Origin of the sequence: Microcoleus sp. B7-D4 (assembly GCF_036705125.1) — a bacterium.
In the GTDB taxonomy this organism is placed as follows: domain Bacteria; phylum Cyanobacteriota; class Cyanobacteriia; order Cyanobacteriales; family Microcoleaceae; genus Microcoleus.
In genome coordinates, this window is sequence record NZ_JAUBTT010000011.1 from 87,770 (window position 1) to 110,623 (window position 22,854).

Genomic DNA, 22,854 nt, shown 5'->3' on the forward strand with positions numbered 1-22,854 from the left:
TAAAATTCATCTCTTGTGGAACAGGCATCTTGCCTGTTGCTTAAAATGGTGCAATATCTCCGTTACATCCCGTACATTGCTCGCGGCCGAACTTCCTTCATCAGAAAGTTGCCAAAGGAATAGAACACTGAGTCCGGTTAAAATTGCACTCTTCGGACTCAGAAGGCACAGCCAGAACCTCCAACTTTCCGCTCATCAAACTCAAAAGAGTCTGATTCATCAATAACCTCATTCCCGAAGACACCTGAGAATTATCGCTGCTCTTGGTAATATCACACTCCAAATCGTGCTTCAGCAAATCCCAAGACTCGCTCCAAGCACTCACTGAACGCTGATCGTCCACCCAAATGTGAACGTATCCAGATTCCGGCGAAGAATGCGCCGAAACAGAAATACTCCCCTCCTCCATCTGAGCAACAGCAGTATCTACCAAATTGACTAAAACTTGCCTAAACCTCGGCAAATCTGCCAATACATAAATCCCCGGATCTGGCGGCAATATCTCCAAACGAATGCCGCGATTAGCAGCTTGCAAGTAAGTTAAATCATCAACCTCGTCAAAAACCTTAGCTAACTGAATCGGCTCAATATCCATCCTTTCAGTGCCGTGTTCAGTTTTAGCAACAGAGATAATTTCATCTATTAATTTCACCAGCTTGAGTGCCGCGACGTGAGCTTGCTCGACAAACTCTCGTTCCTCAGCAGGATCGTCGCACAAATCCGAGAGAATTAATTGCAGCGTACCAATCATAGTGCTCAGGGGCGATCGCAACTCGTGAGAAGTTCGAGCCAAAAAACCAGCCTTAAATTGGCTCATCTCCGATGCCATCTGATAAGCCAATTGAGTTTGCTTAAGTTGCTCGGAAAGAGCATCAAACTTCTCTAAGTGAATTTCTTGAGGAGGTGGGGCTACTTTGGGCGCCGGTTCGGGCTGTTGCGAGCTTTTTTGCCGCAGGCGCCAAATCAAACTGCTTCCCAAACCCAGCCCCAGTCCCATACCTAAATATATAAAGTTGCTCCAGCCGATCGGCGCCATATTGCTTTGCCTTGGAGTTTAGCTTTTAGCATTCTAACTCGATCGTGCCTTGTCGCAATATTTCCCACCCGCTACCAGTCCATTTAGCCACAGTCGAAGGCAAACTCGAAGCTGTTGTCGCTGTTGCTAATTCAGAAGGAACTAATGTCAAGACTTCGGGAAACTGAGCCTCAATTTCTGCCACCGATTCCAGAGGCGGCTGGCCGGATAAATTAGCACTGGTAGTAGCCAAAGGGCCTGTCTCCTCTAGAATCTTGATCGCAAGGGGAAAGTTAGGAACTCGTACTCCGATTGTAGTTGGGTCGATCGAATTCATGACCGCCGGGACTTTTGCCGAAGCCGGCAGCACCAAAGTTAACGCCCCCGGCCAATAGGATTCGGCCACTTGCTGCCACAATTTAAACTCTGCTGGACTCCCCTGCACGTAAGGCCATAAAGCCTTGGCCGATGCTGCCATCAAAATCAGCGGTTTGTCTTGACTGCGGCGTTTAGCTGCAAAAATCAACTCCGAGCGATCGGGACGCGCAGCCAAAGCGGGTACAGTATCTGTAGGAAAACTGACGATATGATTACCAGAAATTGCCCCTTGAACTAGGGCATCGATCGAAACTTGTGTCATGCCATTTTAGATTTTAGATTTTAGATTTTAGATTTTAGAAGTACGACATATTCTTGAAACCTAAAGACGGTAGGCTAAGGCAAACCGATCGATTCCTGCTAAATCCGAAAATATCTGAACTTCACCGTAACTCCCGTGACTTTGCAGCATATCAGCTACCGCCTCAGCCTGTCCCGCCATCATCTCAACCAACCAAACTCCCCCGGATTCTAAATAATCGGGAGCCGTTTCTACCAAATGCCGGATGCAATCTAACCCGTCCAAACCGCCGTCTAAGGCCAGATGAGGTTCGTGCTTCAAAACTTCCGGTTCCAGAGTCAGCACCGTGCTGCTGGGAATGTAAGGGGGGTTAGACACCATGCCGCTGACTTGACCTTTGAGAAATTCTAGCGGTTCCCACCACAAACCTTGATAAAAATTAATTCGCGATTCAAAGCCCAAATTCTCAGCATTCAGTCGAGCAACTGCCAAAGCTTCCGAACTGCAATCTACCGCATAAACCCTAGCATTTGTCAACGCCGAAGCCAAGCCGATCGCGATCGCCCCGCTGCCCGTCCCCAAATCCACCCAATGCGATTTGGGATTGACACCATAGCTTTTAACAGCTTCTACAGCCAAATCGATCAGCAATTCCGTTTCAGGACGCGGAATTAGCACCGCCGGCGTTACTTTGAGCGAAAAATGCCGCCAATGTGCAACTCCCGTTAAATACTGCACCGGCACCCGTTCCTGCAAGCGCCGCTGCCACAATTGAGCAAGTTCAGATAAAGACAACTTTAATTCAATTTTTGGCAAATCTTTAAACGACTCCAAACGCAGAGCCAACCTATCCAAACCAGCCAGCTCTTTCAGCAGCCAGTCGATTTCTGCTAGGGGAATGTCAGAGGCTCTCGCCTCGGTTTTAGCTTGATTCGCCCATTCCCAAAGCTCTAAACCAGAAACAAACATAAGACTTTTTGGGAATTGGGCATCGGGCATCGGGCATCGGGAATTGGTAACTAATGACAACAGTCAATCGATTTTCGATTTTCGATTTTCGATTTTAGAGGCGACCCCACGGATAAATGCGGGGGCTTGAGGATTTTCGATTTTCGATTTTGGATTGATTCCACGGATAAATCACGTGGCGGGTACCACCTTTGAAATTCGTGGTCAACAGTCAACAGTTAACTGTCAACTGTCAACTGTCAACACTCAACTGTCAACTGACTAACTATTAGCGAGCTGGAGCCGGAGCTGGAGCCGGCCGAGCTGGAGCCGGAGAGGCTGGAGCCGGAGCAACCTGTGGATTTTGGCCCGCACCTGCTGGTTGGAGCGAGCGCACAAATTCCAGCGACTCCCGCGACGGAATCAAAATCATTTGGGTCAAAAACGGGTCGTTCTCAGTACGCAAAGCTTCCAAAACGCTCTCCAAGTTCACCACCTCAATCTTAATTGTGGCTGTCACGTTGGGCTGCTGCTGCTTAAAACGCTCGACCATTCCCTGTAAATCCTCCTTGTTAAAAAACAAGGGAATCACCTCTTGCTGACCCCGCTGAATCGTCAAATAACCATTTTCTGCGCCGCCTCTTGCCAAAAATAGAGGTACACCGTTGAATTCGTTAACTTGTTGACCAGTCTGCTGAAGTACAGTTTTAGCCGACTGCACCTGCTGCGGAGCCGGAACGAAAGCAAATTGCACTTCTTCGGGCTTGCCTTTATTTGCTTGAGTGATCTGATAAATTTCCCCCAGCGACACCGGCATCACGCGCACCGTGGCCGCCAACTGAGGATTTTTGGTTTTCAGTTGATCGACAAAAGCTTGAGCATCTTTCTGGCTGATGAAAATTCCCGCCACGGAAGCATTACCAGTTTGACCCTGACCCTGCTTGGGAACAGAAGCGATCAGGGGCGCACCCTGAGCGTCTGTAATCGTAAATACTGGTACCGGGCGCAATTTTTCCAAAATTTGCGGCTCCGGCAGTGCCAGTGCAGACATCTTGCCAATTGGGGAGGGGCCCAGCAGAGTGCTGCCGACAATTCCCAATATTGCGCCCAAACGAACTAATGATTTCATGTTTTTTCCATCAGGAGCGATCCTGAAACACATTAACGCAAAGACTGGCGACTTAACACGATCGGCAAAAACTGCCTCAATTTGTTTTCATTTTGACGAAATGTAAACATCAGAGACAGTTCTGCTTCAATCTATTATTTAACATTGTGCGATCGGGATGACAGGATTTGAACCTGCGACATCCTGCTCCCAAAGCAGGCGCGCTACCAAGCTGCGCTACATCCCGGTGTGATAGTTAGCTATCTTTTAACCATTAACTCACAAAACCCCTCCCTTGTCAAGCTTTTTTTGATTTTAGCTTTCAATGCAGCTACGGCGAAGTTGTCTTCAAGTTGTGCAGTTCGATCGTACTTGCTTTCGCTGCGGGGATACATCCAATCGTAACTGACCGCAGCGCACAGGAAGAGGAGGTGTTGGCAGCGTCAATTGCATTTCCTCAACAAATCAACGCCGACCTGCACCTCGCTCGCTAATCAGGGTACCAAAACATACCTTTAATCCCCTCTGGATCGGACATAAAGCCCAAATTGCGGTAAAAATCCACCACTTGAGGGTCAGCAAATAAGGTAATGTTGCTGATATCTTCACTGCGGAGTTTTTTAATGATGTATTTCATCAGCGCCTTGCCCATGCCCTTGCCCTGGTAGTCAGGATGAACTACCACATCCCAAAGCGTGGCATTAAAAGCATGGTCTGAAGTCGCTCTGGCGAAACCCACCAGCCGTCGCTGGCTGCCCCGCATCTCCCACATAGAGACGACTAGGAAGCTGTGCTGAATAGCTTTTTTGACTTTACGCAGGGGACGGCGGGACCAACCCACTGCATTACAAAGTTCTTCGAGTTCGTAGAGGTCAATGTCCCGATCGCAACTGAAAAAGATGCGAGCGTTTCCGCTGGCGGGCTTGCGAAACGTTGGGGAAAGCGGATCGCCTAACCCAACAGCCACATCTTCCTCAAAATCCGCTGTTTGGGGTACAGAGGCAGACTCAGAACTACTAAATAAGTTTTTCCAAAAACCCATGCAGGCGCGGTTAAGGTAGTAGAAGTTGGACGACGAGAAAGAGAACCAGACAGATAAACCCACTCCGATCGGCGTAGGATCAATTGCCGGTAGCCTCTTGAGGAACAGTTTACGGTACACTCATCTTACGCCGAAAACAGGGATTTGTCGTCCAACATTGAGTCTGCGCTTTTTTGATTCTGTCAAGTTTGGTAGAACTGTTCTGCTAGCAAGTGCCCGGACAACCCGCTTTTAAGGTAAAATTTGTTGCCGAACCAGGACAGAGGCATATTGGGAAATGCTTCTTTTGAGTGCCGCCGATCGCGCCGGAACTTATACCCTTGGTGGAAAATACCACTGGAATGGCGCAACGTGACATTCTCGTGATAAGTTCTCAGACAGATTTGAGTTTTGCTTTTAGTGAGGAGACGGGCACAATTTAAGTCGAATCGTCGAATCGAAAATCCCATTGCCATAAGGCATGGAAGAGTCAATACCAGTATATCTCCCGCACCTTCTCCTCAATTATGGCTTCGGGTTTAAAACCATCCACACTAGAACTTCTCAAGCGCTTTAACCGAGCGTTTCCGCAGTTTTATGAGCAATTTGTCAGCAGCGAAATCCAGTTGCAAAACCTCAAATTAGCTTACCAGCTTTACAAAACTCGGCAAGCAGTCATCGAAATCCGAGCCGAAGGTAACAAAAGTGCCCTGCATTTTGCTTACCGGAACCAGTCTTTTCTATTGAGCGATATTTTTGGAGTGCTCGCGGCCTACGGACTGACAATTCACAGTCTGAGTCTGTACGGTCAAATTTACCCGCCGATGCTGGTATTTATCAAATTGGTCGTATCTCGCGGTGGCAAGGTACTGGCAGATAAAACAGCAGAAAACGTCTGTAGGGCGGTTCGAGAGGCATTGGCGGGGCATTTTGAGGTTGAAGAGATGTTGGCGGTGGAATTTAATTTAGACGCGGGTTTAGAAGATGTGGCAACTGAATTCTACGTCGATCCGGTTTTCCACTTGCCAGCTTTGCTGATTGAAGCCGATAATCAACCTGGACTTTTTTACAAAGTTATGTATGCCATCTGGCAAGAGGATTTGTTGGTCGTAAATGCTAATTTGCTAGTTTGGCGGGGGCGAACTCGCCTGATTCTCTATTTGTTGGGCCCCAATGAAAGTTTAATTCCCGAATATCTGGGGCAGAAAATCGCTGAGGGGGTGCGACAAAGATTGCTAGGCGAGCGGTTTTAGGGCAAGCTGCCGATGCTCCCTAAATAACTAGATTTCTATAAGTAGACATTAGTTTGCAGAAGTTTTCCAGTGAGATAGGATAAAAAGCTCGGCAAAATTGTTCCTACAAACGAGTGTAGATAGCGGTTCTCATAAACATGGGACACGCCGAAACGAGGTTGTCAAGCTTTTTAACAAGCAGCCGGGAAGTCCCTCGGTATATTTAGAGGGGACGCATCTGAGCGCTGCGCGAAGTACCCCGAATAAATTACCGCAGGGATGAAAGGAGCGTCGGATGTCGCGGACGGAAGCCGACAAATAGACTTTGTGAGTACCTTAAACTTTGATGTACATTCTAAGTATTAAATTAAAAAAATGGTACATTAAAGTAGGTCGAAAAAAAGGAAGTTTCCGATGCAACTCACTTACAAATACCGCCTCAAGCCCACAAAAGTCCAACTAACAACGATTGTGGCTCATCTAGAACTCTGTCGCCGGCAGTACAACTACCGTTTGGGCGAGAGATTTAGGTGGTGGGAATCCACGAGAACACCTATCAACGCCTGTCCTTTAATTGTTTCCATAGTCCCTGTTGAGGAGATTTATCAAAATATTCCCTTAATTAGAGTGCAAACTAGGGATGGCAGAAGAAAGGATGAGTCAGGTAATCCTTTGACTAAGAAAGGTGACATTTTCTCGAATATTGAAGGCGGATATGTACAGTGGCAAAGCATACAACTGGCTGACATAAAAAACACAAAGAAGCTATTTCCTGATTACAAGGTGTTGGATTCTCAGGTTTTGCAAGATGTTGTTAACAGAGTAGAAACTTCTTTTTCAAACTTTACCACGCCCGACAAAAATGGCAATCGTAGAGGGAAACCTAAATTCAAAGGGCTTCACTACTATAAGTCTTTCACTTATCCTCAATTAGACAATCTTGATCTGGTCAAGGATGAGCAAAACAGGATTTGTATTAGCCTCGCGAAAATAGGTAAGCGTGCCTATGGTTTTCCACCGTTCAATACCAACAGGGTTCAAAGTTAAGACGGGAACAGTTATCCCAGAAGCGGATGGGTGGTATATTTCACTGACGCTAGAAGATAAAACAGTTCCCGTAACGGTTGCAGAAATTCAGCCGACGGTCGAAAATACTGTGGGTATCGATCTGGGAATCACTAATTACGCTTATCTTTCTAATGGCGAAAGAGTTGAAAATCCTAGATTCTTGAGGAAATCGATCCAGAAGTTAGCAAGACTTCAAGCGAAGCTGGCTGGCAGAGTTAAAGGTTCTAAGCCTTGGAAAACAATCAAGGACAAGATTTCTAAACTTCACCAATTTATAGCTAGAGCTAGACTGGATTTTCAGTTCAAAACGGCACATGAGCTATTTGGCAAATGTGATGTTTTAGTTGTTGAAGATTTGAAGGTCAAAAATCTGACTAGACGTGCAAAACCCAAGACTGATATTGACAACGGTAATTTAATTTATTTGCCGAATGGTCAGTCAGCTAAAAGTGGCTTGAATAAATCAATGCTTGATGCTGCTCATGGGCAATTCGTCAGCGTCCTCAAATATGCTGCTTGGAAGTTAGGTAAAGCTGTTCTATTTGTTGACCCGAAAGGAACTTCTCAACATTGCTGGAATTGCCTGAATAAGGTTCCGAAAGAATTGTCGGAGCGGTAGCATTCTTGCCAGTGTGGAGAATCTTTGGATCGAGATGAAAATTCAGCCAAACTCATAAAGAAGATTGGTCTAAATCACGAAAGTGGCGGGGGAACTTCGTCACTCAAAAAAGCCTTTGCAAAAAAGGAAAAAGAAGCCTGCGGTCTAACGGTAATCCGTTGACCGTCGGGTTAGTTCACGTTTTACAGCGCCTACTTACTTAAGTAAGCTCGCGGGACTACACGCAAAAGTCGCAAATATCCGCAAAAAGGCGCTCCATAAAATTACGTATCGCCTCGCCCAAAACTAGGGATAGGTAACGCTAGCTAGAAAATTAAGAGATTAAATAATTGTTGAATGCTAACAATTTAGTTTGTTCAATAGTTGAATGTAGGATGTACGAATTTAATTGGTAACTATCCGACAAAAAAATATCTAATTTGACACTGGAATACCGAGGGCTTACGACTTTCAGCTCGGCTAATTTTGGGAAAATTATGGCCGCAAAATGCCATTAAAAAATCGCGTTGATTTATGTCGCAATTGCGCTCATACAGCAGACAGAAATTTGAAGGGTGCAAAAAACATAGAACGCTGGTTTGAAGGAATATTTATTCCAGGGCGATCGCATAAAAGGGCAAGCTATGCCAAGATTGCCCGTGCAGTGGACAAAAATCTTGTAGCGTCAGCCTGAAAAAGCTTGAGAACACAGGGTTTCGGCGTACTCCCTCTTTCTGAGAAAGGCTATACATAGGTTTACATAGGTCTTAGAGAGCGGGTAGGATAAAAATATGGCAACAATCAACATCCTAGGGGTTCGGCACGCTTACGATTTGACGGCTCCGACTGCAACTTCCCCGGTTCTGGTATTTGTCCACGGCTGGCTGTTAAGCCGCCACTACTGGCAACCTTTGACCGATCGCTTGGCATCAAACTATCAGTGCCTTACCTACGATTTGCGGGGGTTTGGCGATTCTCAATCGGACGGTGGGGTTGATCGCGGGCATTCCGAACCGCTAAATTCCTGCTACACTCCGGCAGCTTACGCTCGCGATTTGGAAATTTTACTCGAAAAACTCGATATATCTTCTGCTTGGCTGGTGGGACACTCTCTCGGCGGTACGATCGCTCTATGGGGAGCCAGCAAATTCTCCGATCGCGTTAAAGGCGTGGTCTGCATCAATGCAGGGGGCGGCATCTATCTTAAGGAAGAATTCGAGCGGTTTCGAGCGGTCGGCAAGCAGCTAGTGACAATGCGTCCCGGCTGGCTACCTCGCTTGCCCTTAGCAGATTACGTGTTTGCCCGCGATTCTGTAGCCCGCTCGATCGGCAGATCCTGGGGACGGCAGCGCTTAATAGATTTCGTGGGAGCTCATCCAGAGGCAGCTTTGGGGGCTTTGTTGGACTCGACCACAGAAGCCCAGATTCACCTATTGCCACAAATTGTCTCCCAACTCAAGCAGCCTGTTTATTTTATTGCTGGCACTAAAGACAAAATTATGGAACCAAAATACGTGCTGCATTTGGCTAGCTTCCACTGGATGTTCCAAGGTTGTGGCGAGAATGTCCTTCAGCTTCCCGATTGTGGCCATTTGGCAATGGTGGAACAGCCGGATGCCGTGGCTAGTTACCTGCAAAATATTCTTAAACAACACACTTAAAGGGCATTGCGTAAAGCGAAACCAAGGAATGGGGCATTGGGCAGATATCCGGTTCGGGGAAGCGAAGCTTCCCAAATAGAAAGTTACAAGTTAAAAGTTAAAACATTTTTCCCTGTTCATTCCCTCAACATCGCTCCGTAAAATCACGTACACAATCCGTAAAATCCCGTACACAATCTGTTGCTGAACTTCCTTCGCCTAAATCTGTTATCTTAAATAGATAACTCTGCCCGATCGCCCTCTTGGGACAGACGTTTCGATTAAATAGTGGCTTTCAACTCTAAATTCTAATTCTGCTTAAATATCTGTGCGCGTTAACCTCACCGATCGGCAACAACACATCCTTTGGGCAACGGTTCGCCACTACATAGCAACAGCGGAACCCGTTGGCTCAAAAGCTTTGGCTGACGAATTCAACCTCAGCGTCAGCCCAGCTACAATTCGCAATGCGATGGGGACTCTTGAAAAAGCTGGACTGCTTTATCAGCCCCACACTTCGGCAGGACGAGTCCCCTCTGACTCCGGCTACCGAATTTATGTAGACCAGTTGATTCAGCCGTCTGATACGCTCGCCCGCAAGGTGGAACAGGTACTAGACCAACTCAATTGGTCGGATGGTCGCATGGACGCGGCACTCCGTGGCGCTGCTCAAATCCTGGCAACTATCAGCGGTTACATAGCCATGATCACCATTCCGCAAACCAATATGGCTTGCTTGCGCCACTTGCAACTGGTGCAGCTAGAGCCGGGAAAGGTGATGCTGATCGTGGTAACGGATGCCTACGAAACTCAGTCGGTTTTGGTGCAGTTGCCTTCAGACGCAGAAGGTAACAGGCCTGAGGCCGAAATTGTCGATCGCCAGTTGCAGATTTTGTCGAATTTTTTGAACAGCAAGTTGCGGGGACGATCGCTCTCGGAACTCTCGGCTGTAGACTGGAGCGAGTTAGACCGGGACTTTGAGCTGTACGCTGAGTGGATGGAAACCATGCTGACTGCTTTGAGCAGCCGCCAAACCAATCCAACCTACACGCGGATTCTGATCGGCGGTTTAGCAGAAGCGCTGCGCTTGCCTGAGTTTTCGCAGTTGCAGCAAGTTCAAACCCTGGTGCAACTGCTCGAACAAGAGCAAGAACTGCTTTGGCCTTTGATTTTTGAATCGCCTGAGTTGGACATCCCCGGAAAGCGGGTAACGGTGCGTATTGGTTCGGAAAATTCTTTAGAACCAATTCGTGGCTGTACTCTGATTTCTTCGACTTACCGCCGGGGATCAGTGCCGGTGGGTAGTGTTGGGGTTTTGGGGCCGACGCGGATGGTTTACGAAAATGCGATCGCGGTTGTGGAAGCTGCGGCCGATTATTTGTCAGAAGCTATTGGCGGAAATCGAGTGAGTTTTCCTGATGGGGATCGAGGGCGATCGGATAATCCGTTGTTAGATGCACCCTAATTTGATAGCCCCAAGCTTAACTGGCTTGGGGTTTTATTGTCTGTGGATGTACTCGCCACCTTTATAAACCGGGTTTGGTGACAAAAAAACTAGGCTTTTATCCCACATTCCACACCCTGGGGTGTCATACAGCATAATTACGCAGAAAACTATATCTTCTAAGTAACAAATTATGCTTTTAAAAAGTTTTTTATCCGTTAATCTACGGTATTATAGTATGATTTAAAGTTTTATTGCTAAATCAAAATAAGTAAAAACCGATAGTGACAGTTGAGGGTGCGGAATATGGGTTTGATACTATTTTTGGGGTAAGAAACTAAAGCTTCGCGCTTGACAAGAGAGTTTCCTAAATAACCCGGTTTCTGCGTCCATGAGCGGCTTGGAAAGTGGCAGGAGTGGCGAGCGATCGACTTTCCAGCGATCGCGAGAAAGAGATGGCGATGGTGAGCGATCGGGCATTCACAGAAAGTGGTCGCGGAGCGTTAGTCGAACGGCGGGTTTAGCAGCCCAACTGACGAGTTTTGTTGCCAACCGGGTGGGCTGCTAAACCCGCTCTAGGGATGCGGCTACGACCAATGAATAGAGGAGGCGCGTACCCCAGGAGCGTCGCTTCCCAAGGCAGCCGAATGTCAAAATATTAAGACATTTTAGAGAGTTCGTCAAAAACAACTAAAAAAGATTAGTGTTGATATGAAAGCAATATTTCTTTTGGGAATAGCCCGGGTTAGACAATTGCAAATAACTTGCAGTGAATTTGGCTTGATTGCCACTCCATAAAAAATTTAACCGCTGAGTTAAGATCGAAACGAAATTTAGGGAATTTTCTTTTAGCATTCAATGAAATCGACCGATAAAACTAAAAATACCTTTGCGATCACAACGCCTCTGTATTATGTAAACGATTTACCTCACGTTGGCAGCGCTTATACGACTATGGCTGCGGATGCCCTAGCCCGATTTGAGCGGCTGCGGGGCAAATCTGTTTTGCTGGTTACGGGGACGGACGAACACGGGCAGAAAATTCAGCGGACAGCCGAGAGTTTGGGACGATCGCCCCAAGCTCACTGCGATTCAGTGGTTCCGGCGTTTGAGGCGCTGTGGGAGCAACTCGACATCCAGTACGATCGCTTCATCCGCACAACTTCGCGGCGCCACGAGTACATTGTCAAAGAATTTTTCCAGCGCGTCTGGAACTCCGGCGACATCTACTTGAACCAGCAACAAGGCTGGTACTGCGTCTCCTGTGAAGAATTCAAGGATGAACGGGAATTGTTGCCGGGAAATCGGTGTTCTGTCCACACCAGCAAGGAAGTTGAGTGGCGCGACGAGGAAAATTACTTTTTCCGTCTGTCGCGGTATCAAGAGCAACTGCTGGCCTTGTACGCAGAACGTCCCGACTTCATCGCGCCGGAAAGCCGACGCAACGAAGTGCTCAGTTTCGTCAACTCTGGACTGCAAGACTTTTCGATTTCTAGAGTGAATCTCGAATGGGGTCTGCCAATGCCAGTTGACCCCAGTCACAGCATCTACGTCTGGTTTGACGCTTTGCTGGGATACGTCACCGCCTTGCTAGATCCGGACAGCGACCCGATGTTGGAGAATGCTTTATCTAAATGGTGGCCGGTTGACTTGCATTTGATCGGCAAAGATATTCTTCGCTTCCACGCAGTTTACTGGCCGGCAATGCTGATGTCAGCGAATCTACCGGTGCCGGGTCGCGTTTTCGCACACGGGTTTTTGACCAAAGACGGCAAAAAAATGGGGAAAACGGAGGGTAATACTTTAAACCCTGTCGAATTGGTCAACAAATACGGCGCTGATGCAGTACGTTACTATTTCCTCAAAGAAATTGAGTTCGGAGAGGACGGCGATTTTAACGAAACTCGGTTTATCAATATATTGAATGCTGAGCTAGCAAATGATTTGGGAAATTTGCTTAACCGCACGTTAAACATGGCTCGCAAATATTGCGGTGCCTGCGTACCAAATGTGTTGGGAGAAAACATTGAGGGCGACAACCTTCTCAAGGCTATGAGCCTGGATTTGGGCGATCGAGTAGCAGATTTTTACGAGGAGTTGGCTTTTAGCAAGGCTTGCGAAGCGGTGCTTGCATTAGTTCGAGCCGGAAACAAGTTTATTGACGTGCAAGCACCTTGGAGTTTGTACAAGCAGGGACAAATCGAAAGTGTCGAACAGGTGCTATATTCTGTTCTGGAATCTGTTAGACTAGCATCTTACCTTTTATCGCCGATTATTCCCAATATCAGCAACGCTATCTATCAACAGCTAGGTTTTTCAATTGACTTTAACGATCGAGTTACAGTTAACACTTTAGCGAATTTTGCAGCTCATGCTGCCTGGGGCGCTTTGCCGGCAAACCAAACTCTGGGGGAACCCCAACCTGTTTTTAAGCGGCTCGAACTGCTGTAAACAGTACGTTCATAGTTGGCAGCCAGCGCTCTGGGTGTGATGACAGACTACGAATTAGCAGTTATTTCCTTACCAATCTTTCATAAAAATCGAGGCATAACAATCATGTTGAATAGAATAGAAAGCAACGACCTTTTTACGCCGGAACAGGTACTAGAAAATCGTGGTAGAGTGGCAATTTTTATTGACGGTTCTAACCTTTTTTACGCGGCTTTGCAGTTAGGAATTGAGATTGATTACACTAAGCTGCTGTGCCGTTTAACTGCGGGATCGCGGCTGCTGCGCTCTTTCTTCTACACGGGTGTCGATCGCACTAACGAGAAACAGCAGGGGTTTTTGCTGTGGATGCGCCGCAACGGCTACCGGGTGATTTCTAAGGATTTGGTACAGTTGCCAGATGGTTCTAAGAAGGCGAATTTGGATGTAGAAATCGCTGTGGATATGATGGCTTTAGTGGGGTCTTACGACACGGCGGTTCTGGTGAGCGGTGACGGCGATTTGGCTTATGCTGTAGACGCTGTGAGCTATCGCGGTGTGCGGGTTGAGGTGGTGAGTTTGCGATCGATGACGAGCGACAGTTTGATTAATGTAGCCGATCGCTATATCGATTTGGAAATGATTAAGGACGACATCCAAAAAACATCGCGACCTAATTATGCTTACCGCCCTTTGTCAGGTCTGAGCTTGATGGAGGAACACGACGACAGATAGGGGTTTGGTAATGGGTAATTGGTAAGGGTTAATAGGTGATGGTTAATGGGTTGAATCATTGAGAATTAGAAGTTAAAAATATAGACAAAGCAAGACACATTTTTAATTTTTGATTAAGTGTTTTTCAAGAGCCAATTATTAATTACCAATTACCAATTACCAATTCCCTCTTCCCAATGATTAATCTCAAATCCAAAATTCCCCATCTCAAATCCCCAAAATTGATGCTGCTATTTTTAGCCGCACTGATTTTGGGGATTGGTGCTTGTGCGGTTCCGCAAGAGGCTCCAAAGAACAAATTAGCTGAGGATCTCAAAACTGCTCAACAGTCAAACAGCACTTTAACTTTAAACAAAGTAACCCTAGAACAAGCAAACGAAAAGGGCGAGACGTTCTGGAAAGTAAACTCGCAAAATGCCGTTTACAGCAAAGACCAAAAGATAGTTAACGTTCAGAAACCAGTGGGCAAATTGTTTCAGGACGGCAAAGAAATTTACGATATTCAGGGAGAAACCGGGCAGGTATTTCAGGAAGGAAATCAGGTTTTTCTCAAAGGTAACATAGTCGCTAAAGACCTGAAAAATGGAGTGGTGTTGCGGGGAAATGAGTTGGAGTGGCGGCCGAAGGAAGATGTTTTAGTTGTCCGCAATAATTTGACTGGAGAGAACAAACAGGTGACGGCTTCAGCGAAGGAAGCGCGGGTTTTCAGTAGGGCTAAGAGGATGGAGTTATTCGGTTCTGTGGTGGCGAATGTTAAAGATCCGGCTTTGCAATTGCGAACCGAGCACTTAGTGTGGTTTGTGGATCAACAAAAGGTAAACAGCGACAAACCGACTCAAATTGACAGATACAAAGATAAAACAGTAACAGACAGCGGTTTTGCCGACCAAATAGATGTAGACTTAAAAACCAAGATTGCGACGCTGACAAAAAACGCTCAGTTGATGCCATCAGACCCGCCGCTGCAAATAGAAAGCAGTTTGATGAGTTGGAATTTTCCGGCGCAATCTGTGATATCGCCCGGGCCTGTGAAGGTTTTTCACCGTGTGGAAAAGGTGACGATGACTGGGGATACGGGGCGGGGAGATTTAGAGAAAAAAGTTTTTTATTTGACGGGAAATGTGGTAGGAATTGGGGAAAAACGTCAAGCTCAATTAAATACCGATCGCGTAACGTGGTATTTAACTAACCAGACTTTTGATGCAGAAGGAAATGTGGTATATCGGCAGTTAAATCCGGTGTTTAATTTGACTGGGCCGAGGGCGGCGGGAGAGCTTAAAAATCAAACTGTGATTGTCAAAGGCGACGGTGGCGGTGGCCAAGTGGTTACGGAATTTGTACCGGATGAGTACAAGGGAACTTTGGGACAGTAGATGGGATTGCGATCGCAGATGTTGGCAGATGAGCGCTGATGAACGCACATTCAATTAAGATTGAATAGAGTAAGCTTAAGAGTTACGCATAGAACCCCCAAACCCTTTTTCCAAGAGGGCTTTCAAGTTCCCCCTTTTTTAGGGCAGCACGGGGAAGCTGGGTTTCAGACCTATAGTTCGTAACTCCTGACTATAATTGTATGCTTAGATCAATTAGTATTGAGGTCAAGACCTACAAGTCAATGAAGGTGTACTCAATATCCATGAAATCTGGAGGTAGGCTTACACTGCAACCCCAAGCAAAATATAGCATTTGACATTTATGGAGATTTCGTCTCAAATGGGGGATCGGTTTTTTTTCATAAATTTGCAAACTGTATCAGTATTAGCCGCTCATTTCAGTCGGGTTATTCAACAATAAGATATCATTAAACCAATTGGCGTTCAAGAGAGACGGAATCAATAATTTCCCTAGAGCTGACTTTAAATGACCAAGGGTGAGCGACTGTTGTTATTGATACAATCCAAATATTAAAATGACTCCGCCATGACACTAATCGCAAGTGAGAATGAACTTGCAAAAAGCCCTCAAAAAATCCCGCTGCGCCTCGTCTTAGTCGTACCATTCGTCCTGCAAATCTTCGCCGCTGTGGGACTGACAGGTTGGCTCTCGCTACGCAACGGCAAAACTGCCGTCAACAACGTTACTACCCAATTACGAACGGAGGTAGTCGCCCGCATCAATCAACAATTAAACACTTACTTGGAAACGCCCCATTTGGTCAATGCCATCAGCGTCGATGCCATTCGCCGCTTTGGATTATGGAATCCAGACAATATGAGTTCTATGAGAAGCTACTTCTACTGGCAGCTCAAGCAATTTTCCACTGTTAGTTACATCAGTTTTGGAGGGGAAAAAAAAGAATACGCGGGTGCTGGATATAAGGATGATGGCAGTGTGGTTATTGAAATAACCGATCGATCTACTAATTTTCTCAATACGATCGTCAAGGTAGATAGAGAGGGCAACCCGACTCAGTTTAAGGAAACCCACCCCGACTACGATCCCCGCATTCGACCCTGGTATAAAGCTGCAAAAGTTGCCGGCAAACCCCAATGGAATAAAATTTATCAATATTATATTCAACCTAGCCTAGGCATCTCCGCTAGCCAACCTGCTTACGATAAAAATGGCATTTTTATAGGTGTTGTAAGTACCGATCTATTTCTCTCAAAAATCGGCGACTTTCTCCAAACTTTAAAAATTGGTAAATCGGGCAAGACTTTCATCATCGAACGCTCTGGCTTGCTAGTGGCTTCTTCCACCGCCGAGAAGCCATTTATCAAAAGCAAAAATCGCCAAAAAACGCAACGATTAAAAGCGATTGAGAGCAGCGTACCTTTGATCAAGGGTACAGCGCAACATTTAATAGAACGCTTTGGTAACTTTACCGAAATAGATAGCAACCAGCAACTAGAATTCATGCTAAATGGTCAGCGGGAATTCGTGCAAGTATCCCCATTCCAAGATGGTAGAGGTCTTGATTGGCTGATTGTTGTAGTCGTTCCAGAAGCCGACTTTATGGAGGAAATCAATGCCAATACCCGTAGCACTATCCTACTCTGCGTTTTAGCGTTAGTGCTAGCGACGTTGTTAGGAATCTTCGCCTCCCGCTGGATTACCCATCCTATTTTTCTTTTGAGTAAAGCGAGTAGAGCGATCGCTAGCGGTCAATTAAACCAAAAAGTAGACGTAAATGGGATAAATGAACTGGGAGTTCTCGCTCAATCTTTTAACCAAATGGCACAGCAATTGCGCGAGTCTTTTGCTGCTTTAGAAAAGACAAACTCAGAGCTAGAAAATCGAGTAGAAGAACGAACAAGTGAGCTAAAAGAGGCAAAAATGGCCGCTGATACTGCTAACCATGCCAAGAGCGAATTCCTCGCCAACATGAGCCATGAACTTCGCACACCCCTGAACGGAATTCTAGGATACTCTCAAATTATGGAGCGCGATCAAACTACCACTCCTAAACAAAAAGATGCTATCCACATTATTCACCAGTGTGGTTCGCACTTACTCACGCTGATTAACGATATTTTAGACATTTCTAAAATTGAAGCCAGTAAAATGGAACTTGACAGCTCAAGTTTTAATTTTTCTTCCTTTTTGATCGGGGTTGTGGAAATGTGCCGCATCCGAGCTGAACAAAAAGAAATTACCTTTAGTTATCAAGTATTAAATCAACTTCCTAACGCTGTAAAGGCTGATGAAAAACGACTGCGCCAAGTTTTGATTAACCTTTTGGGCAATGCTATTAAATTTACAGAAAAAGGAGGTGTTATTTTTAAGGTAGGCGTAATAGCTACGGGGGAAGACTCTGAGCAATCACAACTTACTAAAATTCGTTTCCATATCCAAGATACGGGGATTGGAATGGCACCTGAACAGTTAGAAAAAATATTTTTACCGTTTGAACAAGTCGGAAATAGCCAGCGGAAGGCAGAAGGCACTGGGTTGGGATTAGCGATCGCACAGAAAATTGTTCAACTGATGGGAGGCGAAATAAAAGTCGAAAGTATACTCGGTCAAGGCAGCATTTTTTCCTTTGATTTAGAGTTGACTCAATCAGCGGAATTTATTACTCAACCTTCGGTAAATACTTCAATTAATTTAACAGGTTTTAAAGGCAATAAAAATAAAATTTTGTTAGTAGACGATCGATTAGAAAATAGAGGTTTTATTAGAAGCTTTTTAGAACCACTAGGTTTTAAAATCATGGAAGCTTGTAATGGACAAGAGGGTTTAAATAAAGCCATTGATTTTCAACCTGATATGATTATCACAGACTTAGTGATGCCAGTAATGGATGGATTTGAAATGTCGCGGCGCTTCCGAAAGTCATCAGAGTTTAAGGATGTAATATTGATAGCATCCAGCGCCAGCGTGTTTGAATTCGATCGGCAAAATAGCCAAGAAGCAGGTTGTAACGAGTTCCTGTCAAAGCCTATCCAAGTAGAAGAATTGCTCGAAGTATTAAAAAACTACTTACAAATAGAATGGATTTACGACCAACCTGCGGATTTGGCGATCGCACAGCCGGAAGGTTTCACTGATTTATTAAACGTTCAGAGTGGTGAGCTTGTGATACCGCCATCAGCAGAGCTGGTAGCGCTGTTTAATGCAGCTCGGATCGGCGATATTGAAGTGGTTGAGCAGGAAGCCAATAGACTTAAGCAGATAGACGGCAACTATCTACCCTTTGCTAATAAAATCTTGCAATTTGCCAAGAATTTTGAAGAAAAAGAACTACTAGCTTTTGTAAGAAAACATTTGGGGGAATAAAATGCTCAACCAAAAAGACAATGTAATTTTAATTGTTGACGACAACCCGAATAACCTAAAACTTCTGTTCGATTTTTTGAAGGAGTCAGGCTTCAAGGTTTTAGTAGCTAAGGATGGGGAAAGTGCTATTGAGAAGTTACAAGAAGTTTCGCCAAATATCATATTGTTAGATGTGATGATGCCGGGGATAGATGGGTTTGAAACCTGCCACCGCTTAAAAGCATCGGTGGCAACGAAAGATATCCCTGTGATTTTTATGACATCTCTTACGGATCGCGTGGATAAGGTTAAAGGTCTGTCAATGGGAGCAGTAGATTATATCACCAAACCCTTTCAGCAAGAGGAAGTCCTAGCCCGCGTGCAACTACATCTGAGACTGCGAAATTTGACCAAGACGCTGGAAGAGCAAAATGTGCTTCTCAAAGAGGAAATTGAAGCGCGAAAAGAGGCGGAAGCGGCCTTGCAGAAACTCACTTCTGAGTTAGAGGAACGGGTGGCTTCTCAAACGGCTGAACTTAGACAAGCCTACAACGAGCTTGAACAGGCTCAAGTTCAGTTGTTGGAAAGGGAAAAAAAATTAGGACATGATGCTTTTCACGACGCGCTAACGGAGTTGCCTAACCGCGCTTGGTTTATGAATCGGCTGCAACAGGCGATCAACTTGTCGTACAGACGTGAAGATTATCTATATGCGGTGCTATTTATTGACCTAGATCGCTTTAAAGTAGTGAATGATAGCCTCGGACATTTGGTTGGGGATCAATTACTAAAAAGCGTTGCTCGTCAACTGCAAGTTTGTTTACGCCATACAGATGCAGTTGCGCGGTTTGGAGGAGATGAATTTGTGATATTGCTGGAAGATATTAAAGATATTGATGAACCAAACAGGGTGGCTGAACGCATCCAAAATCAATTAAGGCAGCCGTTTAATTTGAATGATTATGAAGTATTTACCGAGATCAGCATTGGCATTATCGTTAGCACAATGGGTTACGATCGCCCAGAAGACGTGCTCAGAGATGCGGATATCGCAATGTATTATGCTAAAGCTCAAGGCAGAGGGCGTTACGAAGTTTTCGATCCAGCGATGCAAACTGTTGCGATGACGCGGTTGCAGTTGGAGAATGATTTGAGAAGGGCGATCGCGCTACAAGAATTTTGCGTTCACTACCAGCCAATTGTCTCGCTTTCTACGGGGCAACTGAGTGGCTTTGAAGCTTTGGTGCGCTGGCATCACCCATCTGGCAGAATCTACCCGCCTGCTGAGTTTATCCCTGTGGCTGAAGAAACTGGTTTGATCAATGAACTGGGGTGGTTTGTTTTGCAGGAAGCTTGTCACCAGATCAGTATTTGGCAGCAACAGTTTCCCCACACACCTCCCTTGGCGATTAATGTCAATCTTTCCCCAGTGCAGCTAAAGCAAGCAAACCTACTGAATCGAATTGAGGAGATTTTGCAGCAGACTGGCTTTCCCAGCTACAGTCTCAAACTAGAGATTACTGAAAGCTGCATTTTGGAAACAGTATCCAGGGAAGAAAAGATGTTGAAGCAGCTAAAAGCTCTAGGCCTTATGTTGTGTATCGATGACTTTGGCACGGGCTACTCTTCTTTAAGCCGCTTACACGAGTTTCCCATTGATACCTTAAAGATTGACCGCTCTTTTGTTAGCCGCATTGGATCAGACAACAGTGGCGTAGAAATTATCCAGACAATTGTGACGCTGGCTCGCAGCCGAGGTATGGATATTGTGGCAGAAGGCATAGAAACGCCAACACAGCTACAGAAACTGCGAGAGTTGGGGTGTGAGTTGGGGCAAGGATATTTATTTTCTAGGCCTGTAGACAGCGAAAAGGCAACCGAATTATTAGGCTTAAAAGTAGGGCTAGCAAGCTGGCCTGACATCTAGTTTGCCTCGTTGACACTCCCCGGTCTAAAGACACGGGGATTCTTAAGGAGAAACTTTGGGGGATGAATCCGCCCAAAGTTTGATTCTTAAAGGGTTAGTCAGCAACCCCCTACCCACTCGCTCAATAATTGAAATTGAGTCTATGGCTACTTTTGATTTTCGGATGATATTTGCCGCGCCATTAACATCTGCATTGATTAACAACCCAGTGCTATAACGGTAAAGACCTCGTTTAATTCTTTTGCCTGATGGTTGCCAATTGTCGGGTTTTTCACCAACTTTCACGGGCAACAAATCTCGATCTAAAAAGCTGGCTTTTGATGTGTAGGATTCGTCTTGCTCTACAAATCGCCAACCCCTTAAGTCACACTCTTGCATGAGCCTATCTTTAACTTTAGCTGTCGGTATTTGGACAAAGTTCTGGTTAGTCTTACCTCCCATATTGACTTCTTGTTTCTGTCCTTTATTCCAACCAAAGACTAGGACGTTAATTTGGTGATCTTCACAATAATCTATGATGGTTCTAACTGCTTTATTGACGGCATCTCTCATCCTTCTGGCGCGAATTTCTGACAACTGTTGCAGTCTATGAGATGAAAAACCTTTAGGTAGCTTACATTGATCATGTACTGATTGTACCCGTGCTTTTTCCTTGTTAAACCATTGGTTCCAAGACTTCAATTTGTGACCATCAATAATAAATGGCTTGCCATTACTAGAAGTGCAAGTTAACCAGTTATTGATGCCATGATCAATACCTACAATTCCCGTTACTTCCAAGCTACAGCTAGGGGCTTGTTTGGTTAGACTTTCGTGTACAAATTCGACCCAAACCTTGCCATTTCTAGGGATTAGTCGAAGTTCTTTAATCTGGCAATCTTTCAAGCGTTCCGGTAAAGTCACCCAGAGAGCATCTGTCCCAAAGTGTTCTTTCCCTTTAGTTCCCAGAGGTAATCTCACCCGATTACCGACTACTTTCAAGGCTTGCCCAGGGTATGAAACTTGGTACATTGCTCCCTTGGTTCTGTACTTGGGCAATCTCGGTTTTTGATTAAGTTCTCCTTTCTTGGCTAACCTTTCTAAGGCTCGGAAAGAGCTAAAGGATTCAGCAACAGATTTGAGGGATTGTTGAGCCACTTGCGAGTAAAGTAAACCGTAATTCTCGTTGGGTTTGGCAATTTTGTACAGGTCTGGGTATTTAATTGCGCCTTGGTCTTTGAAGTACCGTTGCCGACTTTCGTAAGTGCCGACATTAAACAGATTGTTTGACCATCTTAAGATTTGCTCGACAATGGTTTTGTCAAGTCCCTTTAAATGCCAAACATCTTTTTGCACTGCATACATTAATTTCAACCTCCTTTGATTAATTGTACTATATTTAGAAATATCTAACTGGGAGACTAAAGTCTCCCTCGCCCTTTCATCCCTGGACTAAAGTCGCAGGGTTTTCAGGGTATTTCTTATAAAATTTACCTCATGCCCGAACGTTAATTTTTAGGAATTCCTAACGGGTTCATGCTCAGTAACACAGAATTTCCGATATTTTGATTCACTATTGTCTCGGACGATCGACTTCGAGTCGCACTCTTGCAGTGTATGCTGCCCGTTGGGGGGTGCGGAATCTGGGATTGGGCGGATTTGGCATCAAAAGCTCTCTAACGCCACACTCGCCTTAAATTCAACACAAATCCTGGCAATACATCTTCCCCGGATAACTCGGTTGGATTAATTAATATTTCTACTTCTGTCTGTTGTCTGTAAATCTCTACCCGTTGGTTTTGCGGGTCAATTAACCAGCCCAATCTCGCACCATTGTCAATATATTCTCGCATCTTGGTTTGGAGGGTGGAGAGACTATCGGATGCCGAGCGCAATTCTACTACAAAGTCTGGACACAGAGGAACAAAGCCTTGGCGCTGTTTTGGAGTTAGTGCTTCCCAGCGAGTTCTACTCACCCAGGAAGCGTCGGGAGAACGGCGAGCACCATTGGGGAGGATGAATCCGGTAGAAGAGTCAAAGCCTTCTCCTAAATCTTCGTGTGCTTCGCACCAGCGATCAACTTGCCCGCTGATACTGAGGTTGCGGCTTCCTGATTCTCCTCCTGTGGGTGGATTCACTATTAATTCTCCTTCTGCTGTTCTCTCTAATCTCAAGTCGGGATTTGCCAATGCTAGGGCCTCGAATTGCTCGCTACTGACAACAATCCCGATCGCGTTTGGCAATTCTATAGAGATGGTTTCTGGTTCAGTAAATATTTGTACCATATTCAATTCCAGTTTTTTTTAGATTGAACTCGGCAACAAAAAAAAGTTAAAGGACTCTTGCATGGGGTGGGGCGGGTTTACGAGATTGTGTGTTTTAGGCAATTATGATC

19 protein-coding genes and 1 tRNA gene are annotated in these 22,854 nt (G+C 45.5%); 12 read left to right on the forward strand and 8 right to left on the reverse strand.

Translation table 11 applies throughout. The features are described from left to right. Positions 1–100 precede the first annotated feature (100 nt). The 6 genes from QUB12_RS06705 to QUB12_RS06730 form a co-directional block, all read right to left on the reverse strand. Positions 101–1,036 (reverse strand): sensor histidine kinase, encoded by a 936-nt coding sequence (locus QUB12_RS06705; protein ID WP_333145144.1) that lies wholly within the window; start codon positions 1,034–1,036, stop codon positions 101–103. 25 nt (positions 1,037–1,061) lie between these two features. Then, on the reverse strand, positions 1,062–1,655 hold the full coding sequence (locus QUB12_RS06710; protein ID WP_333145143.1) for an L-threonylcarbamoyladenylate synthase: 594 nt from the start codon (positions 1,653–1,655) through the stop codon (positions 1,062–1,064). A gap of 60 nt (positions 1,656–1,715) precedes the next feature. Continuing rightward, positions 1,716–2,603 carry a peptide chain release factor N(5)-glutamine methyltransferase gene (gene prmC / locus QUB12_RS06715; RefSeq protein ID WP_333145160.1) on the reverse strand — a complete coding sequence of 296 codons (888 nt, stop codon included), beginning with the start codon at positions 2,601–2,603 and terminating at the stop codon, positions 1,716–1,718. A gap of 268 nt (positions 2,604–2,871) precedes the next feature. Then, on the reverse strand, positions 2,872–3,711 hold the full coding sequence (locus tag QUB12_RS06720; protein ID WP_333145142.1) for a Tic22 family protein: 840 nt from the start codon (positions 3,709–3,711) through the stop codon (positions 2,872–2,874). 152 nt (positions 3,712–3,863) lie between these two features. Next, positions 3,864–3,937: transfer RNA gene (locus QUB12_RS06725), tRNA-Pro, on the reverse strand. Between the two features lie 243 nt (positions 3,938–4,180). Then, a complete protein-coding gene (locus QUB12_RS06730) occupies positions 4,181–4,732 on the reverse strand; it encodes a GNAT family N-acetyltransferase (protein WP_172187348.1) in 552 nt (183 codons plus the stop codon). A gap of 506 nt (positions 4,733–5,238) precedes the next feature. Here QUB12_RS06730 and QUB12_RS06735 point away from each other — a divergent pair. The 12 genes from QUB12_RS06735 to QUB12_RS06790 all read left to right on the forward strand — a co-directional run bounded on the left by QUB12_RS06735 (position 5,239) and on the right by QUB12_RS06790 (position 20,480). Beyond that, entirely contained in the window at positions 5,239–5,964 is a 726-nt protein-coding gene (locus QUB12_RS06735; protein ID WP_006631881.1) for a hypothetical protein, read from the forward strand. A 393-nt stretch (positions 5,965–6,357) separates the two neighbouring features. Beyond that, a complete protein-coding gene (locus QUB12_RS06740; RefSeq protein WP_333145140.1) occupies positions 6,358–6,990 on the forward strand; it encodes a helix-turn-helix domain-containing protein in 633 nt (210 codons plus the stop codon). Then, positions 6,950–7,630, forward strand: coding sequence for a transposase (locus QUB12_RS06745; protein WP_333145139.1), 681 nt, complete (start codon positions 6,950–6,952; stop codon positions 7,628–7,630). The genes QUB12_RS06740 and QUB12_RS06745 overlap by 41 nt, the downstream gene beginning before the upstream one ends. Before the next feature lie 487 nt (positions 7,631–8,117). Then, positions 8,118–8,303, forward strand: a complete 186-nt coding sequence (locus QUB12_RS06750; RefSeq protein ID WP_333145138.1) for a hypothetical protein — start codon at positions 8,118–8,120, stop codon at positions 8,301–8,303. A 97-nt stretch (positions 8,304–8,400) separates the two neighbouring features. Then, complete coding sequence (locus tag QUB12_RS06755) at positions 8,401–9,270, forward strand: alpha/beta hydrolase (protein WP_333145137.1); 870 nt, start codon at positions 8,401–8,403, stop codon at positions 9,268–9,270. 301 nt (positions 9,271–9,571) lie between these two features. Continuing rightward, positions 9,572–10,714, forward strand: coding sequence for a heat-inducible transcriptional repressor HrcA (gene hrcA / locus QUB12_RS06760; protein WP_445252081.1), 1,143 nt, complete (start codon positions 9,572–9,574; stop codon positions 10,712–10,714). Positions 10,715–11,084: 370 nt separating this feature from the next. Next, on the forward strand, positions 11,085–11,261 hold the full coding sequence (locus QUB12_RS06765) for a hypothetical protein (protein WP_333145135.1): 177 nt from the start codon (positions 11,085–11,087) through the stop codon (positions 11,259–11,261). A gap of 290 nt (positions 11,262–11,551) precedes the next feature. Then, positions 11,552–13,144: a methionine--tRNA ligase gene (gene metG / locus QUB12_RS06770; RefSeq protein WP_333306078.1), complete on the forward strand. Its 1,593-nt coding sequence runs from the start codon at positions 11,552–11,554 to the stop codon at positions 13,142–13,144. A gap of 105 nt (positions 13,145–13,249) precedes the next feature. Continuing rightward, positions 13,250–13,855: a LabA-like NYN domain-containing protein gene (locus QUB12_RS06775; RefSeq protein ID WP_006631885.1), complete on the forward strand. Its 606-nt coding sequence runs from the start codon at positions 13,250–13,252 to the stop codon at positions 13,853–13,855. Between the two features lie 176 nt (positions 13,856–14,031). Beyond that, the gene (gene lptC, locus QUB12_RS06780) at positions 14,032–15,228 is read left to right on the forward strand and encodes an LPS export ABC transporter periplasmic protein LptC (protein WP_333306080.1); all 1,197 of its coding nucleotides are present in this window, start codon (positions 14,032–14,034) and stop codon (positions 15,226–15,228) included. A gap of 547 nt (positions 15,229–15,775) precedes the next feature. Beyond that, complete coding sequence (locus tag QUB12_RS06785) at positions 15,776–18,574, forward strand: ATP-binding protein (RefSeq protein WP_333306082.1); 2,799 nt, start codon at positions 15,776–15,778, stop codon at positions 18,572–18,574. Between the two features lies 1 nt (position 18,575). Continuing rightward, complete coding sequence (locus QUB12_RS06790) at positions 18,576–20,480, forward strand: EAL domain-containing protein (protein ID WP_333145130.1); 1,905 nt, start codon at positions 18,576–18,578, stop codon at positions 20,478–20,480. Positions 20,481–20,522: 42 nt separating this feature from the next. Here QUB12_RS06790 and QUB12_RS06795 read toward each other — a convergent pair whose 3' ends face one another. Next, positions 20,523–21,824, reverse strand: a complete 1,302-nt coding sequence (locus tag QUB12_RS06795) for a transposase (RefSeq protein ID WP_333306084.1) — start codon at positions 21,822–21,824, stop codon at positions 20,523–20,525. 311 nt (positions 21,825–22,135) lie between these two features. Further along, positions 22,136–22,744 carry a Uma2 family endonuclease gene (locus tag QUB12_RS06800; RefSeq protein WP_333306086.1) on the reverse strand — a complete coding sequence of 203 codons (609 nt, stop codon included), beginning with the start codon at positions 22,742–22,744 and terminating at the stop codon, positions 22,136–22,138. Positions 22,745–22,854 lie beyond the last annotated feature (110 nt).

Coding starts and splice junctions, on each gene's coding strand:
- QUB12_RS06705 (WP_333145144.1), bottom strand. CDS start 1,036: ATGGCGCCGATCGGCTGGAGCAACTTTATATATTTAGGTATGGGACTG.
- QUB12_RS06710 (WP_333145143.1), bottom strand. CDS start 1,655: ATGACACAAGTTTCGATCGATGCCCTAGTTCAAGGGGCAATTTCTGGT.
- prmC (WP_333145160.1), bottom strand. CDS start 2,603: ATGTTTGTTTCTGGTTTAGAGCTTTGGGAATGGGCGAATCAAGCTAAA.
- QUB12_RS06720 (WP_333145142.1), bottom strand. CDS start 3,711: ATGAAATCATTAGTTCGTTTGGGCGCAATATTGGGAATTGTCGGCAGC.
- QUB12_RS06730 (WP_172187348.1), bottom strand. CDS start 4,732: ATGGGTTTTTGGAAAAACTTATTTAGTAGTTCTGAGTCTGCCTCTGTA.
- QUB12_RS06735 (WP_006631881.1), top strand. CDS start 5,239: ATGGCTTCGGGTTTAAAACCATCCACACTAGAACTTCTCAAGCGCTTT.
- QUB12_RS06740 (WP_333145140.1), top strand. CDS start 6,358: ATGCAACTCACTTACAAATACCGCCTCAAGCCCACAAAAGTCCAACTA.
- QUB12_RS06745 (WP_333145139.1), top strand. CDS start 6,950: ATGGTTTTCCACCGTTCAATACCAACAGGGTTCAAAGTTAAGACGGGA.
- QUB12_RS06750 (WP_333145138.1), top strand. CDS start 8,118: ATGCCATTAAAAAATCGCGTTGATTTATGTCGCAATTGCGCTCATACA.
- QUB12_RS06755 (WP_333145137.1), top strand. CDS start 8,401: ATGGCAACAATCAACATCCTAGGGGTTCGGCACGCTTACGATTTGACG.
- QUB12_RS06765 (WP_333145135.1), top strand. CDS start 11,085: ATGAGCGGCTTGGAAAGTGGCAGGAGTGGCGAGCGATCGACTTTCCAG.
- metG (WP_333306078.1), top strand. CDS start 11,552: ATGAAATCGACCGATAAAACTAAAAATACCTTTGCGATCACAACGCCT.
- QUB12_RS06775 (WP_006631885.1), top strand. CDS start 13,250: ATGTTGAATAGAATAGAAAGCAACGACCTTTTTACGCCGGAACAGGTA.
- lptC (WP_333306080.1), top strand. CDS start 14,032: ATGATTAATCTCAAATCCAAAATTCCCCATCTCAAATCCCCAAAATTG.
- QUB12_RS06785 (WP_333306082.1), top strand. CDS start 15,776: ATGACACTAATCGCAAGTGAGAATGAACTTGCAAAAAGCCCTCAAAAA.
- QUB12_RS06790 (WP_333145130.1), top strand. CDS start 18,576: ATGCTCAACCAAAAAGACAATGTAATTTTAATTGTTGACGACAACCCG.
- QUB12_RS06795 (WP_333306084.1), bottom strand. CDS start 21,824: ATGTATGCAGTGCAAAAAGATGTTTGGCATTTAAAGGGACTTGACAAA.
- QUB12_RS06800 (WP_333306086.1), bottom strand. CDS start 22,744: ATGGTACAAATATTTACTGAACCAGAAACCATCTCTATAGAATTGCCA.